The sequence below is a fragment of the Streptomyces sp. NPDC055962 genome (assembly GCF_042270185.1).
Classification (GTDB): Bacteria; Actinomycetota; Actinomycetes; order Streptomycetales; family Streptomycetaceae; genus Streptomyces.
Genome location: NZ_JBHJYN010000013.1, coordinates 201,820 through 218,966, shown reverse-complemented (window position 1 = coordinate 218,966; position 17,147 = coordinate 201,820). Strand labels below are relative to the sequence as shown.

Below are 17,147 nucleotides of genomic sequence, written 5' to 3'. Positions count from 1 at the left end.
GCCCGCGGCCGCCGCCCCGGGCTCCTTGCCGTCAGTCCTGGACCGTGATGGCGAGGGCCGGGCAGACCGCCGCGGCCTGCTGGACGTCGTCGGCCCGTTCCGGCCGCGGCGAGGCGTCGAGCAGCACCGCGATGCCGTCGTCGTCCTGGTCGAACACGTCGGCGGCGGCGACCACGCACTGCCCGGATGCCACGCACTTGTCCTGGTCGAGGGTCACTTTCATGAGCACTCCTTCGTCGTCGGTGCCGGTGAGGGGACGGTCTGAGGAGAGAGTCGGCGCGGGGACAGCCATTGAGGAGACAGCCGGTGAGGAGACGGTCGGCGCGGGGACCGTGGTGGGGTGCGAGGAGTCACCAGGCCACCGGCAGCTCGTGGACCCCGTAGACGGCTCCGTCGTGCTTGAACGACAACTGGTCCAGGGCGGTGTCCAGGCGCAGGGTCGGGATGCGGCGGTAGAGGGTGCTGTAGACCACCTGCAGCTCCATGCGTGCCAGCGGCTGGCCGAGGCACTGGTGCACGCCGAACCCGAAGGCGACGTGGCGGCGCGCGTCGCGCCGGAGGTCGAGCCGGTCGGGGTCGGTGAAGACCTCGGGGTCACGGTTGCCGATGTCGTTCGGCACGATGATCCCCTCCCCCGCCCGGATGACCTCACCGGCGATCTCGATGTCCTCCAGGGCGACACGGCGACGGCCCCCGTGGGTGATGTTGAGGTAGCGCAGCAGCTCCTCCACCGCGCCGGTGACCACCTTCGGGTCCTCGGTGTCACGCAGCAGGGCGAGCTGGGCGGGGTGTTCGAGGAGGGCGAGGGTGCCCAGGGCGATCATGTTCGCGGTGGTCTCGTGCCCGGCGAGCAGCAGGAGCACGCCCATCTCGGCCGCCTCACGGCGGGACAGCTCTCCCGCCTCGACGCGCGTACCGAGTCCCGACAGGAGGTCGTCCGCAGGACGGGCGATCTTGTCGGCCATCAGCTCGTCCAGATACCCGATCAGGTTGCCGTGGGCCGCGGCACGGTCCTCGGCCGCCGCGGTGCGGCTGATGAGGATCCTGCTGTTCAGCTGGAAGAAGTCGTGGTCGGCGTAGGGCACTCCGAGCAGTTCGCAGATCACCAGCGAGGGGACCGGCAGGGCGAAGGACTGGACGAGGTCGGTCCGTGCCGGGCCGGACAGCATCTCGTCGATCAGCCCGTCCACGATCTTCTGGACGGCCGGCCGGAGCGCCTCCACCCGCCTGATCGTGAAGGGGGCCGTCACCATGCGCCGCTGGCGTGCGTGTTCCGGGTCGTCCATCAGGATGAAGCTGAAGCTCGTCCCCCTCAACGGCGCCGGACTGGGATAGCCGGACCGGGTGACGTCGGCGCTGATCCTCGGGTCGGCGAGGAGGGTGCGCTGGTCGGTGTAACGGGTCACCAGCCAGGGCGTGGTCCCGTCCCACAGACGGACCTTGCGGAGCGGTCCCTGTTCCTGCTCGGTCTTCAGGGCCGGTGGCGGGTCGAACGGGCACGCCGCCGCCCGGGTCATCGGGAATTCCGGGGCCGTCGGTGCGTGCGCCTCTTCCGGACGTACCGTGCTGGTCATCGCTTCCTCACTTCGTCGTGCGGGGGCTGACGAGCCGTCGGCCGTGGTCACGGCGCGGACGGTTCGGGGGACGGGACGGGGCCGCCGATCTCCGGGCGGCGCAGACGGGCCTGCCGGGGCATGTTCCAGCCGAGGACGCCGGTGACCCTGCCCTCGCGCGCGTAGCGCAGGACGAACCGGCCGCCCGCGGTGTCGCCCTCCACGACGGTGGCCTCGGCATCCGGCCCGGGCCGGCCGTGGGCCTGGATGCGGGCATCGAACTGGTCGGTCCAGAAATAGGGCACGGGGACGTACGGCCGGTCGGCGCCCAGGATGTTCTCCGCGACGACGAGGGCCTGCTCGGTGGCGTTCGTACGGTTCTCCAGGCGCAGCGTGGTGCCGAGGAGTTCGTGGTGCCAGGCCGCCACGTCCCCGACGGCGTAGATCCCCTCCGCCGCCCGGCAACGGGAGTCGCAGACCAGGCCGTCGTCGATCCGCAGCCCGCTGCCCGCCAGCCATCCGGTGGCGGGTTCGGCGCCGATGGCGACCACCACGACATCGGCGGGGAGGACCTCGCCGGTGTCCAGGCGCACTCCGGTCACCCGGCCCCGGGCGGTTTCGAGCCCGGCGACCGCCTCTCCCAGTCTGAGCCGTACGCCGTTCTCCGTGTGCAACGCGGCGAGCAGCCCTGCGGCCAGGGGGCCCAGCTGGGCCAGCATGGGCGCCGGGCGGGGGCCTGCGAGGGTCACGTCCAGGCCCATGGAGCGCGCGGTGGCGGCGATCTCGGAGCCGAGCACCCCCTCCCCGACCACCACGGCCCGCCGTGACACGAGCAGGTCCGACCGGAGCGCCAGCGCGTCGTCGAGGGTCCTCAGCACGTGGACACCGGCGGTGTCCTGCCCGCCGGGCAGGGTCCTCGGCCGGAGCCCGGTCGCCACGACGACGGCGTCGGCGCTCAGTTCGCGGCCCGACGCGGTGCGCACCGTGCGGGTCCGCGGGTCGAGTCCGGCCGCCGGATCACCGAGGACGAGCTCGGCGTCCAGAGCGGCCAGCACGTCGGTGGTGCGGAGCCGGACCGTGTCGGGGGACCGGGTGCCTGCCAGTACCTGTTTGGACAGGGGAGGACGGTCGTAGGGCGGGTGGAGCTCACCGCCGAGCAGCGTCAGCCTGCCCGTGTAGCCCTTGCGGCGCAGAGCCTCCGCGGTGGCCAGCCCGGCGGCGGAGGCACCGGCCACGAGCACGTGGGAGGGGGTCATGGGACCTCTGTTCTCGGCACGGGCGGCCCGCGTGGAACCGCTGGTGGGCAGGTGGGGAGGCGGAGACGGGCGGCCGTCAGCGGCAGCGGGTGACCGGCGCGGTCCAGAGCCCGACGAGGGCGTCGACGAGCCCGGTGGCGGTGTCGTGCCAGTTCGTGCGGGGTGTGGCGGTGTTTCCTGCGAGGGCGCGTTCACGGTCCGCGCAGGTGTGGAGGATCAGGTTGCGCGCCATGTCGGCACGCTCGACGTGGACGTCGGCCGGCAGATCCGGCAGGCACCGGTTCAGCCCTTCGAGGGCCCGCAGCGTCGGGGGGCAGGCCAGGGACTCCTCGGCCATGATGTCCCGCAGTGCGGGGTCCGTCACGACCTGGGCGCAGAACCGGGCGAACCAGGTCGGGCTGCCCAGTGCGTCGAGGTGTTCCGTGGTGGGGCGGACGAGGCAGGCCACCCACTCCCCTATGTCCGCGGGGTCCTCGATGCCGGCCAGGAGGCGGGCACGGGCCTCCTCGATCGGCCGGCAGTGCTTCCGTGTGATCGCACGCACCAGGTCCGCCTTGGTGCCGAAGTGGTAGCCGACGGCAGCGTTGTTGCCCTGGCGCGCGGCCTCGCTGACCCTGCGGTTGGACACCGCGTAGACGCCGTGCTCGGCGAAGAGCCGCTCCGCGGCATTGAGGATCCGCTCCCTGGTCCCGCCGGCCTGCCCGGTCCGCGCCGTACGCTCCATCTGCCGTCTCCTCGGTCGGGGGCGTCTCGGGGCGTCCAGGCAATCCGGTGCCGTCCCGCCGGTCAAGCAACTGACTTAAGGATGGCCGAGATCGTCACACACCCGCCGCGGGAAGGTCCCGGGCCGTCCACGACACCCCGTCACCTGCCTCGATCGGCCCGCGGACGGTGATGGCCGCGGGGACGTGCGCCGCTCCCTCCGGCGCGTCCGCGCCCCGCGCGGACCGGGACCTCGGGCACGCGGAATTGGCGCGAACCCGCCCGGGCGGGCGCCCTGCCCGCAGGGGGCCTCAGTCCATCAGTCCGGCGGCGACGGTGGCCCCCAGCTCCCAGCACGCCTCGGTCTCGGCCTTCCCCGGCTCACCCGTGACGGTCACCGCGTCGGCCGCGCGGCGCCAGCCGAGCCCCGTGGTGATCGCCTCGATGCCGCGTACGGCCCCGGTCACGTCGTTGCCTCCGTGGACGTAGTAGCCGAAGGGCCTGCCCTTCGTCGCGTCCAGGCACGGGTAGTACACCTGGTCGAAGAAGTGCTTCAGGGCGCCGGACATGTAGCCGAGGTTCGCCGGGGTGCCGAGCAGGTAGCCGTCGGCGGCGAGCACGTCGGACGCCGTGGCGGCGAGCGCGGCACGCCGTACGACGCGTACGCCCTCGATGTCCTCCGTCGTCGCGCCGGATACGACCGCTTCGAACAGCGCCTGGCAGTTGGGCGAGGGGGTGTGATGCACGATCAGCAGGGTGGCCACACCCCCGAACCCTGCCGCTCCGGCCCGTCGGACGCAAACCCCGGGCGCCGTGTCGCCCCGGGCTCGAGTCCTGAGAGCCTCAGTCAGCCGCGCGGAATCCGCGCAGGCGGAGGCTGTTGCCGACGACGAAGACCGACGAGAGGGCCATGGCCGCTCCGGCGATCATCGGGTTCAGCAGACCGGCCGCGGCGAGCGGGAGGGCCGCCACGTTGTAGGCGAAGGCCCAGAAGAGATTCGAGCGGATCGTGCCCAGCGTCCTGCGGGAGAGCCGGATCGCGTCGGCGGCCGCCCGCAGGTCCCCGCGTACGAGGGTCAGGTCGCCCGCCTCGATGGCGGCGTCCGTGCCCGTCCCCAGGGACAGGCCGAGGTCCGCCTGGGCGAGCGCGGCGGCGTCGTTGACCCCGTCGCCGACCATGGCGACGCTGCACCCTTCCGCCTGGAGCTTCCTGACGACCTCGGCCTTGTCCTGTGGCAGGACCTCGGCGATGACCTCGTCGATGCCGACCTCGGCCGCGACGGACTCGGCGACCGCCCTGTTGTCACCGGTCAGCAGGATGGGCCGGAGCCCCAGCGCCCGTAGCCGGCGGACCGCCTCGGCACTCGTCGCCTTGACGGCGTCGGCGACCTCGATGACCGCACGCGCCTCGCCGTCCCAGGCCACGGCGATCACGGTCCTCCCGCTCCGCTCGGCGAGGTCCTTGGCGTTCCTGAGCCCCTCCGGAAGCACGACGGACCGTTCGGCCAGCAGCTTCTCGCGGCCCACCAGGACCGCGTGCCCCTCCACCACGCCCTGGACGCCGAGGCCGGGGATGCTCGCGAAGTCCTCGGGAGCGGGCAGCACGCCCACGCGTGCTGCCGCGCCCTCGGCGACCGCCCGGGCGATCGGGTGCTCGGACACGTGCTCCAGCGCACCCGCGAGGCGCAGCACTCGGGTCTCGTCCGCCGACCCGGTGGTGTGGACCCTCAGCAGCGTCATACGGCCCGTGGTGACGGTGCCCGTCTTGTCGAGGAGAACCGTGTCGACCCGGCGGGTGTTCTCCAGGACCTCGGGTCCCTTGATCAGGATGCCGAGCTGGGCGCCGCGTCCGGTGCCGACCAGGAGCGCGGTGGGCGTGGCCAGACCGAGGGCACAGGGGCAGGCGATGATCAGTACGGCGACGGCGGCGGTGAAGGCCGCGGTGAGTCCGGCGCCCGAGCCGAGCCAGGAGCCGAGGGTGGCGAGCGCCAGCGCGATGACGACCGGGACGAACACCGCGGAAATCCGGTCGGCCAGGCGCTGGGCCGCCGCCTTGCCGTTCTGCGCCTCCTCCACGAGGGCGGCCGTCCTGGCCAGCTGGGTGTCGGCTCCGACCCTGGTGGCCTCGACGACCAGGCGCCCGCCGGCGTTGAGCGTCGCACCGGTGACGGGGTCGCCCGCGGACACCTCGACGGGCACCGACTCGCCGGTGAGCATGGAGGCGTCCACGGCGGAGGAACCCTCGACCACCGTCCCGTCCGTGGCGATCTTCTCGCCGGGGCGGACGAGGAAGCGGTCCCCGACCTGGAGGGCGGCCGTGGGAAGGGTGGTCTCACGGCCCTCGCGCAGCACGGTGACCTCCTTGGCGCCGAGCTCCATGAGGGCCTTGAGGGCGGCTCCCGCCTTCCGCTTCGAGCGGGCCTCGAAGTACCGGCCGGCCAGGATGAAGGCCGTGACCCCGGCCGCGGCCTCCAGATAGATGTTCCCCGCCCCGTCGCTGCGGCCGATCGTGAAGGCGAAGGGATGCGTCATGCCCGGCATCCCGGCCGTCCCGAGGAACAGCGCCCACACCGACCACAGGAACGCGGCCGACGTGCCGAGCGAGATCAAGGTGTCCATGGTGGCCGTGCCGTGCCTGGCGTTGGTCCAGGCGGCACGGTGGAAGGGCCACGCCGCGTAGGTGACCACGGGTGCGGCGAGGGTGAGGGAGAGCCACTGCCAGTACGTGAACTGGAAGGCCGGGATCATCGCCATCGCGATGACCGGAACGGAGAGCAGAATCGCGGTGACGAGCCTCTGCCGCAGGGACTCCAGCTCTCGGTCCGGGCCCTCGCCCCCGGTCTCGCGCCCCGGAGCCGTGGCGTCGCCGGGCTCGGGGAGGGGCGGCGCCGGAGGCCGGGCGGTGTAGCCGGTCGCCTCGACCGTGGCGACCAGGTCGTCGATCGAGACGTCGTCGGCGAAGACGATCCTGGCCTTCTCCGTGGCGTAGTTGACGGTGGCCTCGACCCCGTCCATGCGGTTGAGCTTCTTCTCGATCCGCGCCGCGCAGGAGGCGCAGGTCATGCCGCCGATGGCCAGCTCGACCCGGGCGGCGCGGGGTGTCGTGGGAGTCATTTCGCGCTCCTCGTCCGAACGGAAACAGTATACCCCTCATGGGTATCTGCATGACCTCCAGGTATACCCCCCCACCGTATCCTTCGCAAGCGTTCGCGGGAGAATTACACATACCCCCATGGGGTATGTGTCGATCATGTGGGGCCCTGCACGCGGGGGCGACGAGAAGGCTCCCCCTGCGCGGCCGCCCACCGGTTCGGACCGGGAGGGCCACGGGCGCCGCCCCGGCCTCAGGTGCCTGACGTCACCGCGCGAGACGGGCCGCACACCGACCCGGCCAGGCGTCCTGACCGTCGGCCAGGGGCCGGTGCGGCGGAAGGGGAGGGAAGCGGCACTCGAAGACGAGGGCGTCGTCCTCGCCCGTGCCGCGCACCCGGTGCTGCCACGCGCCCGGGGTGTCCGCCGGCGCCTGGAGCAGGAAGAAGGTGGTGAGGCGCGGCTGCCGGGAGTGCGGGTGAGGTCTGCCGTCCACGGCGATCCGGACGGTCACGGTGGCGGTCGCCAGGCCCGCCTCCTCCGCTACCTCCCGCAGGACGGCCGATGCCGGCTCCTCGCCCGGCCCGCCTCCCCCCGCGGGAACCTGCGTTCCGGCTTCCGGCACGTCGGCATGGTGGAACACCAGGAGCTCCGCGACGGTTCGCAGCCTGACACGTACGCGGCGACGCGGATCCTCGGTGGGTTCGTTCCCGCTCCTCCCCCGGCCACCGACCGGCCCCCTACGGCCGGACGAGCCGGGCCAGCGTCTCCTCCAGTTCCTCGCGCAGCGTACGGCCCGCCGCGTCGCCGTCCCCCCGGACGACCGCGTCCACCAGCCGTGCATGGCTGTTGTCCCCGTGGTTCGGGTCGTCGGAGCGCAGGGCGAGCAGTTCCAGCATGTCGATCAGCCCCTGCCGCAGCGCGGGGACGAATTCGGTGAACAGCGCCGAGAGCACGGGGTTGTGGGCCGCCTCGACCACGGCGGCGTGCAGGGCGATGTCGGCATCGACGAACGCGGCGTCGTCGGCGCTCGCCGCGGCGCGCCGTCCGGCCAGGGCCGCGGTGAGGGAGGTGACGTCGCCGTCCGTACGGCGCCGCGCGGCCAGCCGGGCGGCCTCGACCTCGATGCCGATGCGGACCTCGTACACGTCGGTGACGGCGGCGCGGCGCAGTTTCGCGGCCCAGTCCTCCTGGGGCTCGGCCGCGACGACGAAGACGCCGGCCCCCTGCCGGGCCTGCACGAGTCCGGCCCCGGCGAGTGCGCGCAGGGCCTCACGGACCGTCGACCTCCCCACCCCCAGGGAGGCGGCCAGGGTCGTCTCGCCGGGGAGTTTCGTCCCCACCGGCCAGGCACCACCGGTGATCTGTCCACGCAGGTGTTCGGTGGCCTGCTCGACGAGGGGCGAGGGCCTCAGGGGTCCCAGCGGCATGTGGTGTCTCTCTCCGGGGCCGCACCCCTCAGGTTGTCTGAGGAGTTGCTTCGAGGCTACTGTACCCGGCATGCCGCTGAACGAGCTCCGCCCGGCCGCCGCCTTGGCCGAGTGCCGGGTGGACGGTGTCGCCGTCCTGGGCGCCGACCGGGACACCTCGGCCCTCACCGCATCCGTCCACACGGTCATGGCCGCCGTCGACCGGGCGGGAGCGCAGACCCGATGACGGACACCCGACCGGTGCTCCGCGTGAGCGACGTCGACCTCGTCCGCGACGGGAACACGATCCTCAACGAGGTGTCGCTGACGGTGCGGGCCGGCGAGCACTGGGCGCTGCTCGGTGCCAACGGCGCCGGCAAGAGCACTCTGCTCGGCCTCCTGGGCGCCCTCACCCACCCCACCCGGGGGAGGGTCGAGGTCCTGGGACACGAGCTGGGGCGGGTCGACCTGCGCCAGTTGCGCACGTACGTCGGCCACGTCGATCCGCGGCACGCGCTGCGCTCACCGCTCAGGGTGCGCGACGTCGTCCTGACGGGCCTGACGAACAGCATCGAGCCCCTCCCCCGCTGGAGGCCCGCACCGGAGCAGACCGCACTGGCCGAGGAGCTCATCGGGCTGCTCGGCCTCTCCGGGAGGCGCGAGGCCCGGTGGCCGACCCTGTCCCAGGGGGAACGGGGGCGCGCCCTGATCGCGCGGGCGCTGATGCCGCGGCCGCGGCTGCTGCTCCTGGACGAACCGGCGACGGGTCTGGACGTCGCCGGGCGGGAGCAGCTGATCGAAAGGCTCGACTCCCTCCAGCAGAGCTCACCCGGACTCGCGTCGGTGCTGGTCACCCACCACTTGGAGGAACTCCCTCCCGGCACGACGCACGCGATGCTGCTGCGTGACGGGCGGTGCCTGGCCTCGGGCCCCGTCGACGAGGTGCTGACGAGCGATCAGGTCAGCAAGTGCTTCGACCACCCGGTCCGCCTCAGCCGCTTCGAGGGCAGGTGGAGCGTACGGGCGAACCGCCCGGCCCGTCGCTGACCGGGACCGGCTCCCCGCTTCGGCAGGGGGCCTGTCCCCCTGAGGACGTCGGCGGCGTCGGCTCCTGCCATGGGTCCCCGCGGCAGAGGGCGTCGCCGCCGGGCCTCGTCCCGCTCCACCGCTCCCGGGAGGGCCCGGATCAGCTGTGCGACGCCGCGGGGCGGGCCCGGTCGCCGTGGGGTCGCGTTCCGCGCGGCAGCGGCGTCCGGAACGACCTGACGGTGTGCCGGACGAAGCGCCGGATGTCCGGCGTCGTCCGCTCCTTCGGCCAGACCAGCCGCAGAGGCACGGCCGGGCCGTCCTCCAGCCGGATGCTGACGGTCCCCTCGGGCGCGCCGGTGCCCTCGGACGGCTGGGCCGCGAGCGCGACCGCCTGTCCGAGCCGGACGATTGCGAGCATCTGCAGGCCGTCGCCGGCCTGGGGCCCCGGCGTGCCGGGCAGCCCGTCCGGCCACAGGCCGGGGTCGCCGACCTGGGGACCCGCGCCCCGCCAGCCGATCAGGGGTTCACCGGCGAGGTCGGCGATCCGCAGCGTGTCCCTGCCCGCCAGCGGATGCCTGGCCCCCACCAGCACGCACACGCCTTCGCGGCGCAGCACCACGCCGCCCAGTCCCTGATCGCCCAGCGGGCCGCGCCACAGCGCGATGTCGGCCCGTCCCGACCGAAGCCGGTCGAGCTGGTCGTCGATGGTGCCGACGGCCGTCCGGGCCGGATGCGCCGGGTCGGCCTCGTTGTACGACCGGACCATCCCGTCCAGCAGGACCGCGTCGCAGCCCGGACCGCTCACCGTCACCGACGTCCGCTGCTCCGCGGCCCGGCGCACGCGCGAGGTCACGTTCCCCGCCTGCGCCAGCAGCGACCTGCCCTCGTCGAGCATCGCGCTCCCGGCGGCGGTCAGGGTGACGCCCTTCGGGGTGCGCAGGAACAGGGTGGCCCCGACGGTCTTCTCCAGGGCCAGGATCGCCCGTGAGAGGGCGGGCTGAGTCATCGTCAGCCGTTCTGCGGCACGGGTGAAATTGCCTTCCTCTGCCACAGCGACGAAGTAGTGGACCTGTCGGATCTCCACATCACCCATGCGGACATCCTCCCACCTGACGCCATGCCGTCGCGGCATCGGGCCATGCCGGATCGGAACTTCCATGACCGGAGCCGGGGTTGTCTGCTGGAGGCACGGACGGAGGGCGGCCCGCCCCCGGACGACGCATCGCATGGGGAGCACAGCATGACCGAGCACGCCTCGAAGAGGGCAGTGGTGACGGCAGGCACCGGGGGGATCGGCCTGGAGACGGCCCTGGGACTGGCGCGTCAGGGGTGGGACATCACCCTCGTCGCACGTGACGAGGGGCGGGGTGCGGCCGCGGTGGCGCGCGTCGACGAGGCCGCGGGACGCCCCGCGGGGCGCTTCGTCCCCGCGGATCTGTCGTCCCTCGCCGCGACCCGGCGGCTCGGGGAGCGGCTGGCCGGCGAAGGCGGCCTGGACCTGCTGGTGAACAACGTCGGCGGTATGTGGACCGGCCGGTGGGAGACCGCGGAGGGCGTCGAGGCGAGCATCGCCCTGAACCACCTCTCCCCGTACGTCCTCACCGAGGCGCTCGTCGACGCGCTCGCCGCCGCGGCCCCGAGCCGCGTCGTGAACGTCACGTCGAGCGCGATCGCCGCGGCGCAGACCGTGTTCGACGAGGCCGAACCGCCGGGCCCGCACTACGGCCTGGCCGTCACCGGACGGGCCAAGCTGGCCCACCTCGCCTACTCCCTGGAGCTCGCGGAGCGTCTGGAGCCCCGGGGTGTCGCCGTCCTCGCCGCCGATCCCGGTGCCGCCGCCACCGACAACGCCGCGCAGATGACCGTCGACATCCTGCCGCCGGCGCTGCGACCGCACTGGGAGCAGATCCAGCAGGGCGTCTCGGCTCCCGTCGCGGACGCCGCGAAGGGCCCCTTGGCCGCCGCCACCGACCCGGCCCTGGAGGGCCGCACCGGACTGGTCGTCGGTCCCGCCGGAACCGTCGACGACACGCTCCTGGCGTTCGTCACCCCCGAGCTCACCGAAGCCGTACGCCTCTGGACGGCGAAGCTCCTGGCGGCGGCGGGCCGCGCGTCCTGACAGCCGGCAGGGGCCGGGGGGCCGGGGCGGTGGCTCAACGGCCGCCGCTCCGGCCCCTGGCGGCACTACCGCACCAGGCAGGGCCGCTTGGCGTCGAACGTCCAGCCGGGGACGAGGTGCTGCATGGCGGCGGCGTCGTCCCGTGCGCCCAGTGCCTCCTTCAGATAGAGCTCGTGGGCGGCCTGCAGGCGGTCCATGTCGAGCTCGACGCCCAGGCCGGGGGCGTCCGGGACGGCGATCTCACCGCCGGCGATCCGGGGCGGGTCGACGGTCAGCCGCTCCAAGCCCTCCTGCCAGATCCAGTGCGTGTCCAGGGCGTTGTAGTCGCCCGGGGCCGCGGCACCGCAGTGCGTGATCATGGCCAGGGAGATGTCGAAGTGGTTGTTGGAGTGACAGCCCCAGGTCAGCCCCATCGCGTTGCACAGCTGGGCCACCCGCACCGAGCCCTGCATCGTCCAGAAGTGCGGGTCGGCCAGCGGGATGGACACCGACTGGAGCGCCAGGGCGTGGGTCAGCTGCCGCCAGTCGGTCGCGATCATGTTGGTCGCGACCGGGAGGCCCGTCGCCCGGCGGAACTCGGCGAGGACCTCGCGCCCCGAGTAGCCGTCCTCCGCCCCGCACGGGTCCTCGGCGTAGGCGAGGGTGCCCACGAGAGGGGAGCACAGTTCGACGGCCTCGCGCAGCGACCACGCGCCGTTGGGGTCCAGGGTGATGCGGGCGTCGGGGAAGCGGTCCTTGAGGGCGCGTACGGCCTCGACCTCCTCGGCGCCCGCGAGGACGCCGCCCTTGAGCTTGAAGTCCCGGAAGCCGTAGAGGTCGAAGGCGGCTTCGGCCTGGCGGACGATCGCCCCGGGGGTGAGGGCCTCCTCGTGCCGGATGCGGTACCAGTCGGTGCGGGACGCGGGCTCACGGACGTAGTCGAGGCCGGTGCGGTCGGGGTCGCCGACGTAGAAGAGGTAGCCCAGGACCCGTACGGAGTCGCGTTGCTGACCGTCGCCCAGCAAGGCCGCGACCGGGACGTCGAGGTGCCGGCCGAGCAGGTCGAGCAGCGCCGACTCGACAGCGGTGACGGCGTGCACGGTGGTCCGCAGGTCGAAGGTCTGGGCGCCGCGTCCGCCCGCGTCCCGGTCCGCGAACCGGCTGCCGATCTCACGCAGGACGCGCTTGTGGTCGCCCAGCTTCGCGCCGACGACCAGCGACTCGCAGTCCCGCAGGGTCCGGGTGATGTTCTCGCCCCCGGGCACCTCCCCCAGTCCCGTACGGCCCTCGGAGTCCTTGAGGACGACGATGTTGCGGGTGAAGAAGGGGCCGTGGGCGCCGGAGAGGTTCAGCTCCATGCAGTCGCGTCCCGCGACGGGATAGACGGCGAAGTGGGTGACGGTCGGCTGGTTCATGCGGGTCGGACTCCTTGGGTACGGGTGGGCGGCCGGGACCGGTGTTCAGAGGCTGAGGGTGTCGAGGGCCCACTCCGCCGCCAGGACGCCGCCGAGGCCGAGAACGGCGAGCACCGTCGTGTAGCCGGTACGGACCTTGATCGCCTGGATGACCGAGAGGTTGAAGTACTCCTTGAACAACCAGAATCCGGGGTCGTTGACGTGGGAGAAGGCGATCGATCCGCACGAGACGGCGAGCACCATCATCTCGGGGTGGGTGCCGCTGCCCGCGAGGAGCGGCAGCACCACGCCGGAGGCGGTGACCACGGCGACGGTCGCCGAACCGAGCGCGATGCGCAGGATGGCGGCGATGAGCCAGGCCAGGATGATCGGCGAGATCGGCCAGTGTGCGGTGACGTCCTTGATGTAGTCGGATATCCCGCCTTCGACGAGGACGTTCTTGAAGGCTCCGCCCGCGCCGATGACCAGGAGGATCATCGCCATCGCCTGGGCCGCCGAGGCGCAGGAGGCGCTGACGTCGGCCAGGCTGCGGCCGATCCGCGGCCCGAAGGCCCAGGCTGCCAGAAGGAGGGCCAGCAGGAGCGCGACGGGCGCGGAGCCGAGGAGGGCGACCCCGTGGAGGAAGGGGCTCTCGCCGGTCGTGAGCATGTCGGTCACGGCCGCCCCGGCGATCAGCACCACCGGGAAGAGGGCCACGAACAGGGACCAGCCCATGCCCGGCATCTCCTCGTCGGTGAACTCGCGCTCACTGACGAGGCCCTTGGGTATGGAGGGGTTCATGGCCCTGACGAACGGCAGGCGCGGCCACACGAGCGCGACGAGCGCACCGGCGGGTACGGCGATGAACAGGCCGTAGAAGAGGGTGTGTCCGACGGAGGCGTGGAAAGTCGCCGCCACGGCGGTGGGGCCGGGGTGCGGCGGCAGGAAGCTGTGCATCGTCGACAGGGAGATCGACATGGGCAGGCCCACCCACAGCAGGTTCACGCCGGTGACCCTGACCAGCGTGAACGCGATGGGCACGATGATGATGAAGGCGACCTCGTAGAACATGGTCACGCCGATGAGCATGGACGTGACCACCATGGCCAGCTGGACACCGCGCGGCCCGAAGGCGTCGAGCAGCCTGCCCGCGATCCGCTGGGCCGCGCCGGAGTCGCCCATGACCCGGCCGACCATGGCACCGAGGCCGATGGTGAGCATCGTGTCGCCGATCTGGTCCCCGATGCCCGCCGAGAGGACGTCGGGGATCTCGACCGCCGGGATCCCCTGGACCAGCGCGACACCGACCGCCACGAGCAGGAGCGCGGCGAAGCCGTTGAGTTTCATACGGGTCATCAGGAGCAGCAGTGCGAGAACGCTGATCCCGACTACGAGGAGCGGCATGTCAGTTCCCCTTTGAACTGTCGGACTGTGGGGGTGCTCGGACCGCCGGCCCCGGGGGAGCTCCGCGACGGGAGCACGGGGCCGGCGTGGGGGGGGCTCAGGCGGTCCGGCGGCGCGGGGCGCCGACCAGGCCGAGCCCGGTGGCGAGGATCTTCTCCAGGTCGGCGAGGTCGTCCGGGCCGGGATCGGTGAGCGGGGCGCGCACCGGGCCGACGGGGAGTCCCCGCAGCCGGGCCGCGGCCTTGACCAGGGACACGGCGTATCCGGGGACGCGGTCCCGCAGTTCGACCAGCGGGACGTAGAAGTCGCGCAGGAGTTCCTGCGTGACCGCGTCGTCGTCGTCCCGCAGGGCGGCGAAGAAGGCGTCGGCGATCTCGGGGGCGAAGGCGTGGACGGCCGAGGAGTAGGCGGGGACACCCACGGTGGCGTAGGCCCGTGCCTGGATCTCGGCGGTGGCGGCGCCGTTGAAGAAGAGGAAGCCCTCGGGTGCGGCGAGGGTGAGGCGCTGGAGCCGGTCGAGGTCGCTGTGTCCGTCCTTCAGGCCGATGACGCCGGGGATCCCCGCGATGCGGCGCACGCCGTCGGCGGTGAAGGTGACCTGGCCGCGCTGGTAGGCGATCAGCGGCAGCCGGGTGCCGTCCGCGATGCGCCGGAGCTGCTCGACCAAGCCGTCCTGCGGGGCGGCGACGAGGTAGTGGGGCATGACGAGCAGGGCGTCGGCTCCGGCCTCCTCCGCGATGCGGGCGAAGCGCAGCGCCTGCGCCCAGCCGTAGCCCGTGCCCGCGACGACGGGCAGCCGGCCACCGGCGGCCTCGACCGCCGTCCGTACGACCGCGCGGTACTCGTCCTCGTCGAGTGCGCCGAACTCGCCGGTCCCGCAGGCCGGGAACACCGCGCCGGGGCCGGTGGCCACCTGGGCGGTCAGGTACGCACGGTACGACTCCAGGTCGAGGCTGCCGTCGCCCCGGAAGCTGGTGAGGGGGAAGGAGAGCACCCCGCCCGCCATCCCGTCCCGCAGCCGCTGGGCGACGCCTTCGGTGTCCGCGCTGAACCGCTCCACAACTCTCATCCCCATATGCAGATGGCGTATATGTATGAGAACGGAGGTTAGGCGGGTGAACGCGACGGGGTCAATGGGTGCGACAGCCCGGATCTACGATGGGGAGATGCCGGAGAACAGCGGGGTCCGCGGGGTGAAGTCGGCGTCCCGTACCGTCGCACTGCTCGAACTCCTCGCCGCGCGGGGCGACCGGCCGGCCCGCCTCGACGAGCTCGCCGAAGAGCTGGGCGTGCCGCGCAGCAGCATGTACCAACTGCTGCGGACCCTCATCGACTGCGGCTGGGTGCGGACCGACACGACTGGGTCCCTCTACGGGATCGGCATCCGCGCCCTGCACACGGGGACGAGCTATCTGGACAGCGATCCGCATGTGCGCGCGGCCCGCCCTTACCTCGACGAGGCGTCGGACGCACTCGGAGAGACGATCCACCTGGCCCGGCTGGACGGGCCCAACGTCGTCTATCTCGCGACGCGCGAGTCCCATGAGTACCGGCGCACCCTCTCCAGGGTCGGCCGCCGGATCCCGGCCCACGCCGGAGCGCTCGGCAAGGCACTGCTCGCCGAGCGTCCGGATGACGAACTCCCCCTGCCCCAGGGGTATTTGACGCCCCGTACGGAGCACACGCACACGGACCGCGCCAGCCTGCTCGCGGACCTCGCGGGAGTGCGCGAGCGCGGGTACTCCGTCGAGCGCGAGGAGACGGTGGCGGGCATCGCGGGCTTCGGGTTCGCCCTGCGGTACGACTCTCCGGCCGTCGACGCCATCAGCTGCTCGGTACCGCTGGAACGGCTCGGCGAGGAGCACGAGGCCCGGGTCGTGGCGGTCATGCGGGAGATCCGTACGAAGATCGAGAGTGTCCTGTCCCCCGCGTCGGGCGCTCCCGACTGGCGCTGATCCGCGCGCGTCGGGAACGCCCTGACGGTGTCAGCCGCGGGGCACGGCGAGCGCGTCCAGGAGCCGGTCGACGTCGTCGTCGCACGTGTAGGGCGCGAGGCCGACCCGTACGCCGCCCTCGTCACCCAGTCCCAGCCGCCGGGACGCCTCCCGTGCGTAGAACGCCCCGGCCGGCGCGTCCACGCCGCGCTCGGCCAGCTGCCGGGAGACGTCCCCCGGATCCCGGCCCGCCACCGTGAACAGGGTGGTCGGGGTGCGCCGCGCCGCGCGCGAATGCACGGTGACGCCGTCCAGCGCGGCCAGCCCCTCCTCGATGCGGCCGTGCAGACGGTCCTCGTGCGCGGCGAGGGCCGTGAACGCGCGCCGCAGACTCTCCCGGCGGCTGCCCGCACCGGGGACGAGCCCCGCGAGGAAGTCCACGGCCGCCGTCGCGCCGGCCAGCAGTTCGTAGGGCAGCGTGCCGAGTTCGAACCGCTCGGGCACGGCGTCGGAGGAGGGGAGCAGCTTGTCCGGACGCAGGGACTCCAGCAGCTCGCGCCGCCCGGTCAGGACGCCGAGGTGCGGTCCGAGGAATTTGTACGGCGAGCAGACCAGGGTGTCCGCGCCCAGCGCGGTCAGGTCGACCGTGGTGTGCGAGGCGTAGTGCACCGCGTCGACGTGGAACAGGGCTCCGGCCCGGTGCGCCAGCGCCGCGAGGGCCGGCATGTCGGGCCGGGTGCCGATGAGGTTGGAGGCGGCCGTGACGGCGACGAGCCGGGTGCGGCCGGAGAGCACGGCCTCGAGGTGCGCGGGGTCCAGCTCACCCGTCGCGGGGTCGAAGTCGGCCCACCGGACCCCCGCCCCCACCGCCTCGGCGGCCTGGATCCAGGGCCGTATGTTCGAGTCGTGGTCCAGGCGGGACACCACCACCTCGTCCCCCGGTCCCCACTCCTTGGCCAGGGTCCGCGCCAGGTCGTAGACGAGCTGCGTGGCGCTCCTGCCGAACACCACCGTGTCCGCCTGCGCGCCGAGCAGATCGGCCAGGGCCCCGCGCGCGCCGGCGACGATCGCCTCGGCGTTGCGGCCGCCTTCCGTGAGCACCCCCCGGTTGGCCAGCGGCCGGGTGAGGGCTCGGGTGATCGCGTCGACGACCTGCTGGGGCGTCTGGGTACCACCGGGCGCGTCGAAGCGGGCGGTTCCCGCCTTCAGCGCCGGGAAGCAGGCCCGGATCGCCTGCACGTCGAGGGTGTCGGGGGTGGGGCCGGTCTCGCTGCTCAA

General features: G+C 73.0%; 17 protein-coding genes. 4 read left to right on the top strand and 13 right to left on the bottom strand.

Annotation, left to right across the window (positions count from 1 at the left end):
- Nucleotides 1-31: 31 nt before the first annotated feature.
- The 8 genes from ACFC51_RS29860 to ACFC51_RS29825 all read right to left on the bottom strand — a co-directional run bounded on the left by ACFC51_RS29860 (nucleotide 32) and on the right by ACFC51_RS29825 (nucleotide 8,031).
- A complete protein-coding gene (locus ACFC51_RS29860; protein ID WP_376367559.1) occupies nucleotides 32-223 on the bottom strand; it encodes a ferredoxin in 192 nt (63 codons plus the stop codon).
- Between the two features lie 127 nt (nucleotides 224-350).
- The gene (locus ACFC51_RS29855; RefSeq protein WP_376531775.1) at nucleotides 351-1,574 is read right to left on the bottom strand and encodes a cytochrome P450; all 1,224 of its coding nucleotides are present in this window, start codon (nucleotides 1,572-1,574) and stop codon (nucleotides 351-353) included.
- 47 nt (nucleotides 1,575-1,621) lie between these two features.
- The gene (locus ACFC51_RS29850; protein ID WP_376367555.1) at nucleotides 1,622-2,809 is read right to left on the bottom strand and encodes an NAD(P)/FAD-dependent oxidoreductase; all 1,188 of its coding nucleotides are present in this window, start codon (nucleotides 2,807-2,809) and stop codon (nucleotides 1,622-1,624) included.
- A gap of 76 nt (nucleotides 2,810-2,885) precedes the next feature.
- Nucleotides 2,886-3,533 (bottom strand): TetR family transcriptional regulator, encoded by a 648-nt coding sequence (locus ACFC51_RS29845; protein ID WP_376367553.1) that lies wholly within the window; start codon nucleotides 3,531-3,533, stop codon nucleotides 2,886-2,888.
- Between the two features lie 289 nt (nucleotides 3,534-3,822).
- Nucleotides 3,823-4,275 (bottom strand): flavodoxin family protein, encoded by a 453-nt coding sequence (locus ACFC51_RS29840; RefSeq protein ID WP_376531773.1) that lies wholly within the window; start codon nucleotides 4,273-4,275, stop codon nucleotides 3,823-3,825.
- 79 nt (nucleotides 4,276-4,354) lie between these two features.
- Nucleotides 4,355-6,625, bottom strand: a complete 2,271-nt coding sequence (locus tag ACFC51_RS29835) for a heavy metal translocating P-type ATPase (RefSeq protein ID WP_376531772.1) — start codon at nucleotides 6,623-6,625, stop codon at nucleotides 4,355-4,357.
- 244 nt (nucleotides 6,626-6,869) lie between these two features.
- Nucleotides 6,870-7,226, bottom strand: coding sequence for an NUDIX domain-containing protein (locus tag ACFC51_RS29830; RefSeq protein WP_376531770.1), 357 nt, complete (start codon nucleotides 7,224-7,226; stop codon nucleotides 6,870-6,872).
- A 115-nt stretch (nucleotides 7,227-7,341) separates the two neighbouring features.
- Entirely contained in the window at nucleotides 7,342-8,031 is a 690-nt protein-coding gene (locus tag ACFC51_RS29825; protein WP_376531768.1) for a FadR/GntR family transcriptional regulator, read from the bottom strand.
- A gap of 70 nt (nucleotides 8,032-8,101) precedes the next feature.
- On the opposite strand from ACFC51_RS29825, the gene ACFC51_RS29820 reads away from it, so the two are divergent.
- Nucleotides 8,102-8,257: a hypothetical protein gene (locus tag ACFC51_RS29820; protein WP_376367544.1), complete on the top strand. Its 156-nt coding sequence runs from the start codon at nucleotides 8,102-8,104 to the stop codon at nucleotides 8,255-8,257.
- Entirely contained in the window at nucleotides 8,254-9,057 is an 804-nt protein-coding gene (locus ACFC51_RS29815; RefSeq protein ID WP_376367542.1) for an ABC transporter ATP-binding protein, read from the top strand. Before ACFC51_RS29820 ends, ACFC51_RS29815 begins: the two co-directional genes overlap by 4 nt.
- Before the next feature lie 139 nt (nucleotides 9,058-9,196).
- Here ACFC51_RS29815 and ACFC51_RS29810 read toward each other — a convergent pair whose 3' ends face one another.
- Nucleotides 9,197-10,132, bottom strand: coding sequence for a LysR family transcriptional regulator (locus tag ACFC51_RS29810; RefSeq protein WP_376367540.1), 936 nt, complete (start codon nucleotides 10,130-10,132; stop codon nucleotides 9,197-9,199).
- 147 nt (nucleotides 10,133-10,279) lie between these two features.
- On the opposite strand from ACFC51_RS29810, the gene ACFC51_RS29805 reads away from it, so the two are divergent.
- Nucleotides 10,280-11,158, top strand: coding sequence for an SDR family NAD(P)-dependent oxidoreductase (locus ACFC51_RS29805; protein WP_376531766.1), 879 nt, complete (start codon nucleotides 10,280-10,282; stop codon nucleotides 11,156-11,158).
- A 65-nt stretch (nucleotides 11,159-11,223) separates the two neighbouring features.
- On the opposite strand, the gene ACFC51_RS29800 is transcribed toward ACFC51_RS29805, so the two are convergent.
- The 3 genes from ACFC51_RS29800 to ACFC51_RS29790 all read right to left on the bottom strand — a co-directional run bounded on the left by ACFC51_RS29800 (nucleotide 11,224) and on the right by ACFC51_RS29790 (nucleotide 15,004).
- Nucleotides 11,224-12,552: an enolase C-terminal domain-like protein gene (locus ACFC51_RS29800; RefSeq protein ID WP_376367536.1), complete on the bottom strand. Its 1,329-nt coding sequence runs from the start codon at nucleotides 12,550-12,552 to the stop codon at nucleotides 11,224-11,226.
- 45 nt (nucleotides 12,553-12,597) lie between these two features.
- On the bottom strand, nucleotides 12,598-13,935 hold the full coding sequence (locus ACFC51_RS29795; protein ID WP_376367534.1) for a gluconate:H+ symporter: 1,338 nt from the start codon (nucleotides 13,933-13,935) through the stop codon (nucleotides 12,598-12,600).
- A gap of 97 nt (nucleotides 13,936-14,032) precedes the next feature.
- Nucleotides 14,033-15,004, bottom strand: coding sequence for a 5-dehydro-4-deoxyglucarate dehydratase (locus tag ACFC51_RS29790; protein ID WP_376531764.1), 972 nt, complete (start codon nucleotides 15,002-15,004; stop codon nucleotides 14,033-14,035).
- Between the two features lie 97 nt (nucleotides 15,005-15,101).
- Here ACFC51_RS29790 and ACFC51_RS29785 point away from each other — a divergent pair, with 97 nt between their 5' ends.
- Nucleotides 15,102-15,890: an IclR family transcriptional regulator gene (locus ACFC51_RS29785; RefSeq protein WP_376531762.1), complete on the top strand. Its 789-nt coding sequence runs from the start codon at nucleotides 15,102-15,104 to the stop codon at nucleotides 15,888-15,890.
- Between the two features lie 30 nt (nucleotides 15,891-15,920).
- Here the strand turns inward: ACFC51_RS29785 and ACFC51_RS29780 are convergent, their stop codons facing one another.
- A complete protein-coding gene (locus ACFC51_RS29780; protein WP_376367530.1) occupies nucleotides 15,921-17,147 on the bottom strand; it encodes a cysteine desulfurase-like protein in 1,227 nt (408 codons plus the stop codon).

What these genes read in the sequence shown, in the direction of transcription:
- ACFC51_RS29785 (WP_376531762.1), top strand. Translation starts at nt 15,102, where the DNA reads ATGCCGGAGAACAGCGGGGTCCGCGGGGTGAAGTCGGCGTCCCGTACC.
- ACFC51_RS29790 (WP_376531764.1), bottom strand. Translation starts at nt 15,004, where the DNA reads ATGAGAGTTGTGGAGCGGTTCAGCGCGGACACCGAAGGCGTCGCCCAG.
- ACFC51_RS29860 (WP_376367559.1), bottom strand. Translation starts at nt 223, where the DNA reads ATGAAAGTGACCCTCGACCAGGACAAGTGCGTGGCATCCGGGCAGTGC.
- ACFC51_RS29845 (WP_376367553.1), bottom strand. Translation starts at nt 3,533, where the DNA reads ATGGAGCGTACGGCGCGGACCGGGCAGGCCGGCGGGACCAGGGAGCGG.
- ACFC51_RS29855 (WP_376531775.1), bottom strand. Translation starts at nt 1,574, where the DNA reads ATGACCAGCACGGTACGTCCGGAAGAGGCGCACGCACCGACGGCCCCG.
- ACFC51_RS29835 (WP_376531772.1), bottom strand. Translation starts at nt 6,625, where the DNA reads ATGACTCCCACGACACCCCGCGCCGCCCGGGTCGAGCTGGCCATCGGC.
- ACFC51_RS29795 (WP_376367534.1), bottom strand. Translation starts at nt 13,935, where the DNA reads ATGCCGCTCCTCGTAGTCGGGATCAGCGTTCTCGCACTGCTGCTCCTG.
- ACFC51_RS29825 (WP_376531768.1), bottom strand. Translation starts at nt 8,031, where the DNA reads ATGCCGCTGGGACCCCTGAGGCCCTCGCCCCTCGTCGAGCAGGCCACC.
- ACFC51_RS29850 (WP_376367555.1), bottom strand. Translation starts at nt 2,809, where the DNA reads ATGACCCCCTCCCACGTGCTCGTGGCCGGTGCCTCCGCCGCCGGGCTG.
- ACFC51_RS29815 (WP_376367542.1), top strand. Translation starts at nt 8,254, where the DNA reads ATGACGGACACCCGACCGGTGCTCCGCGTGAGCGACGTCGACCTCGTC.
- ACFC51_RS29820 (WP_376367544.1), top strand. Translation starts at nt 8,102, where the DNA reads ATGCCGCTGAACGAGCTCCGCCCGGCCGCCGCCTTGGCCGAGTGCCGG.
- ACFC51_RS29810 (WP_376367540.1), bottom strand. Translation starts at nt 10,132, where the DNA reads ATGGGTGATGTGGAGATCCGACAGGTCCACTACTTCGTCGCTGTGGCA.
- ACFC51_RS29800 (WP_376367536.1), bottom strand. Translation starts at nt 12,552, where the DNA reads ATGAACCAGCCGACCGTCACCCACTTCGCCGTCTATCCCGTCGCGGGA.
- ACFC51_RS29805 (WP_376531766.1), top strand. Translation starts at nt 10,280, where the DNA reads ATGACCGAGCACGCCTCGAAGAGGGCAGTGGTGACGGCAGGCACCGGG.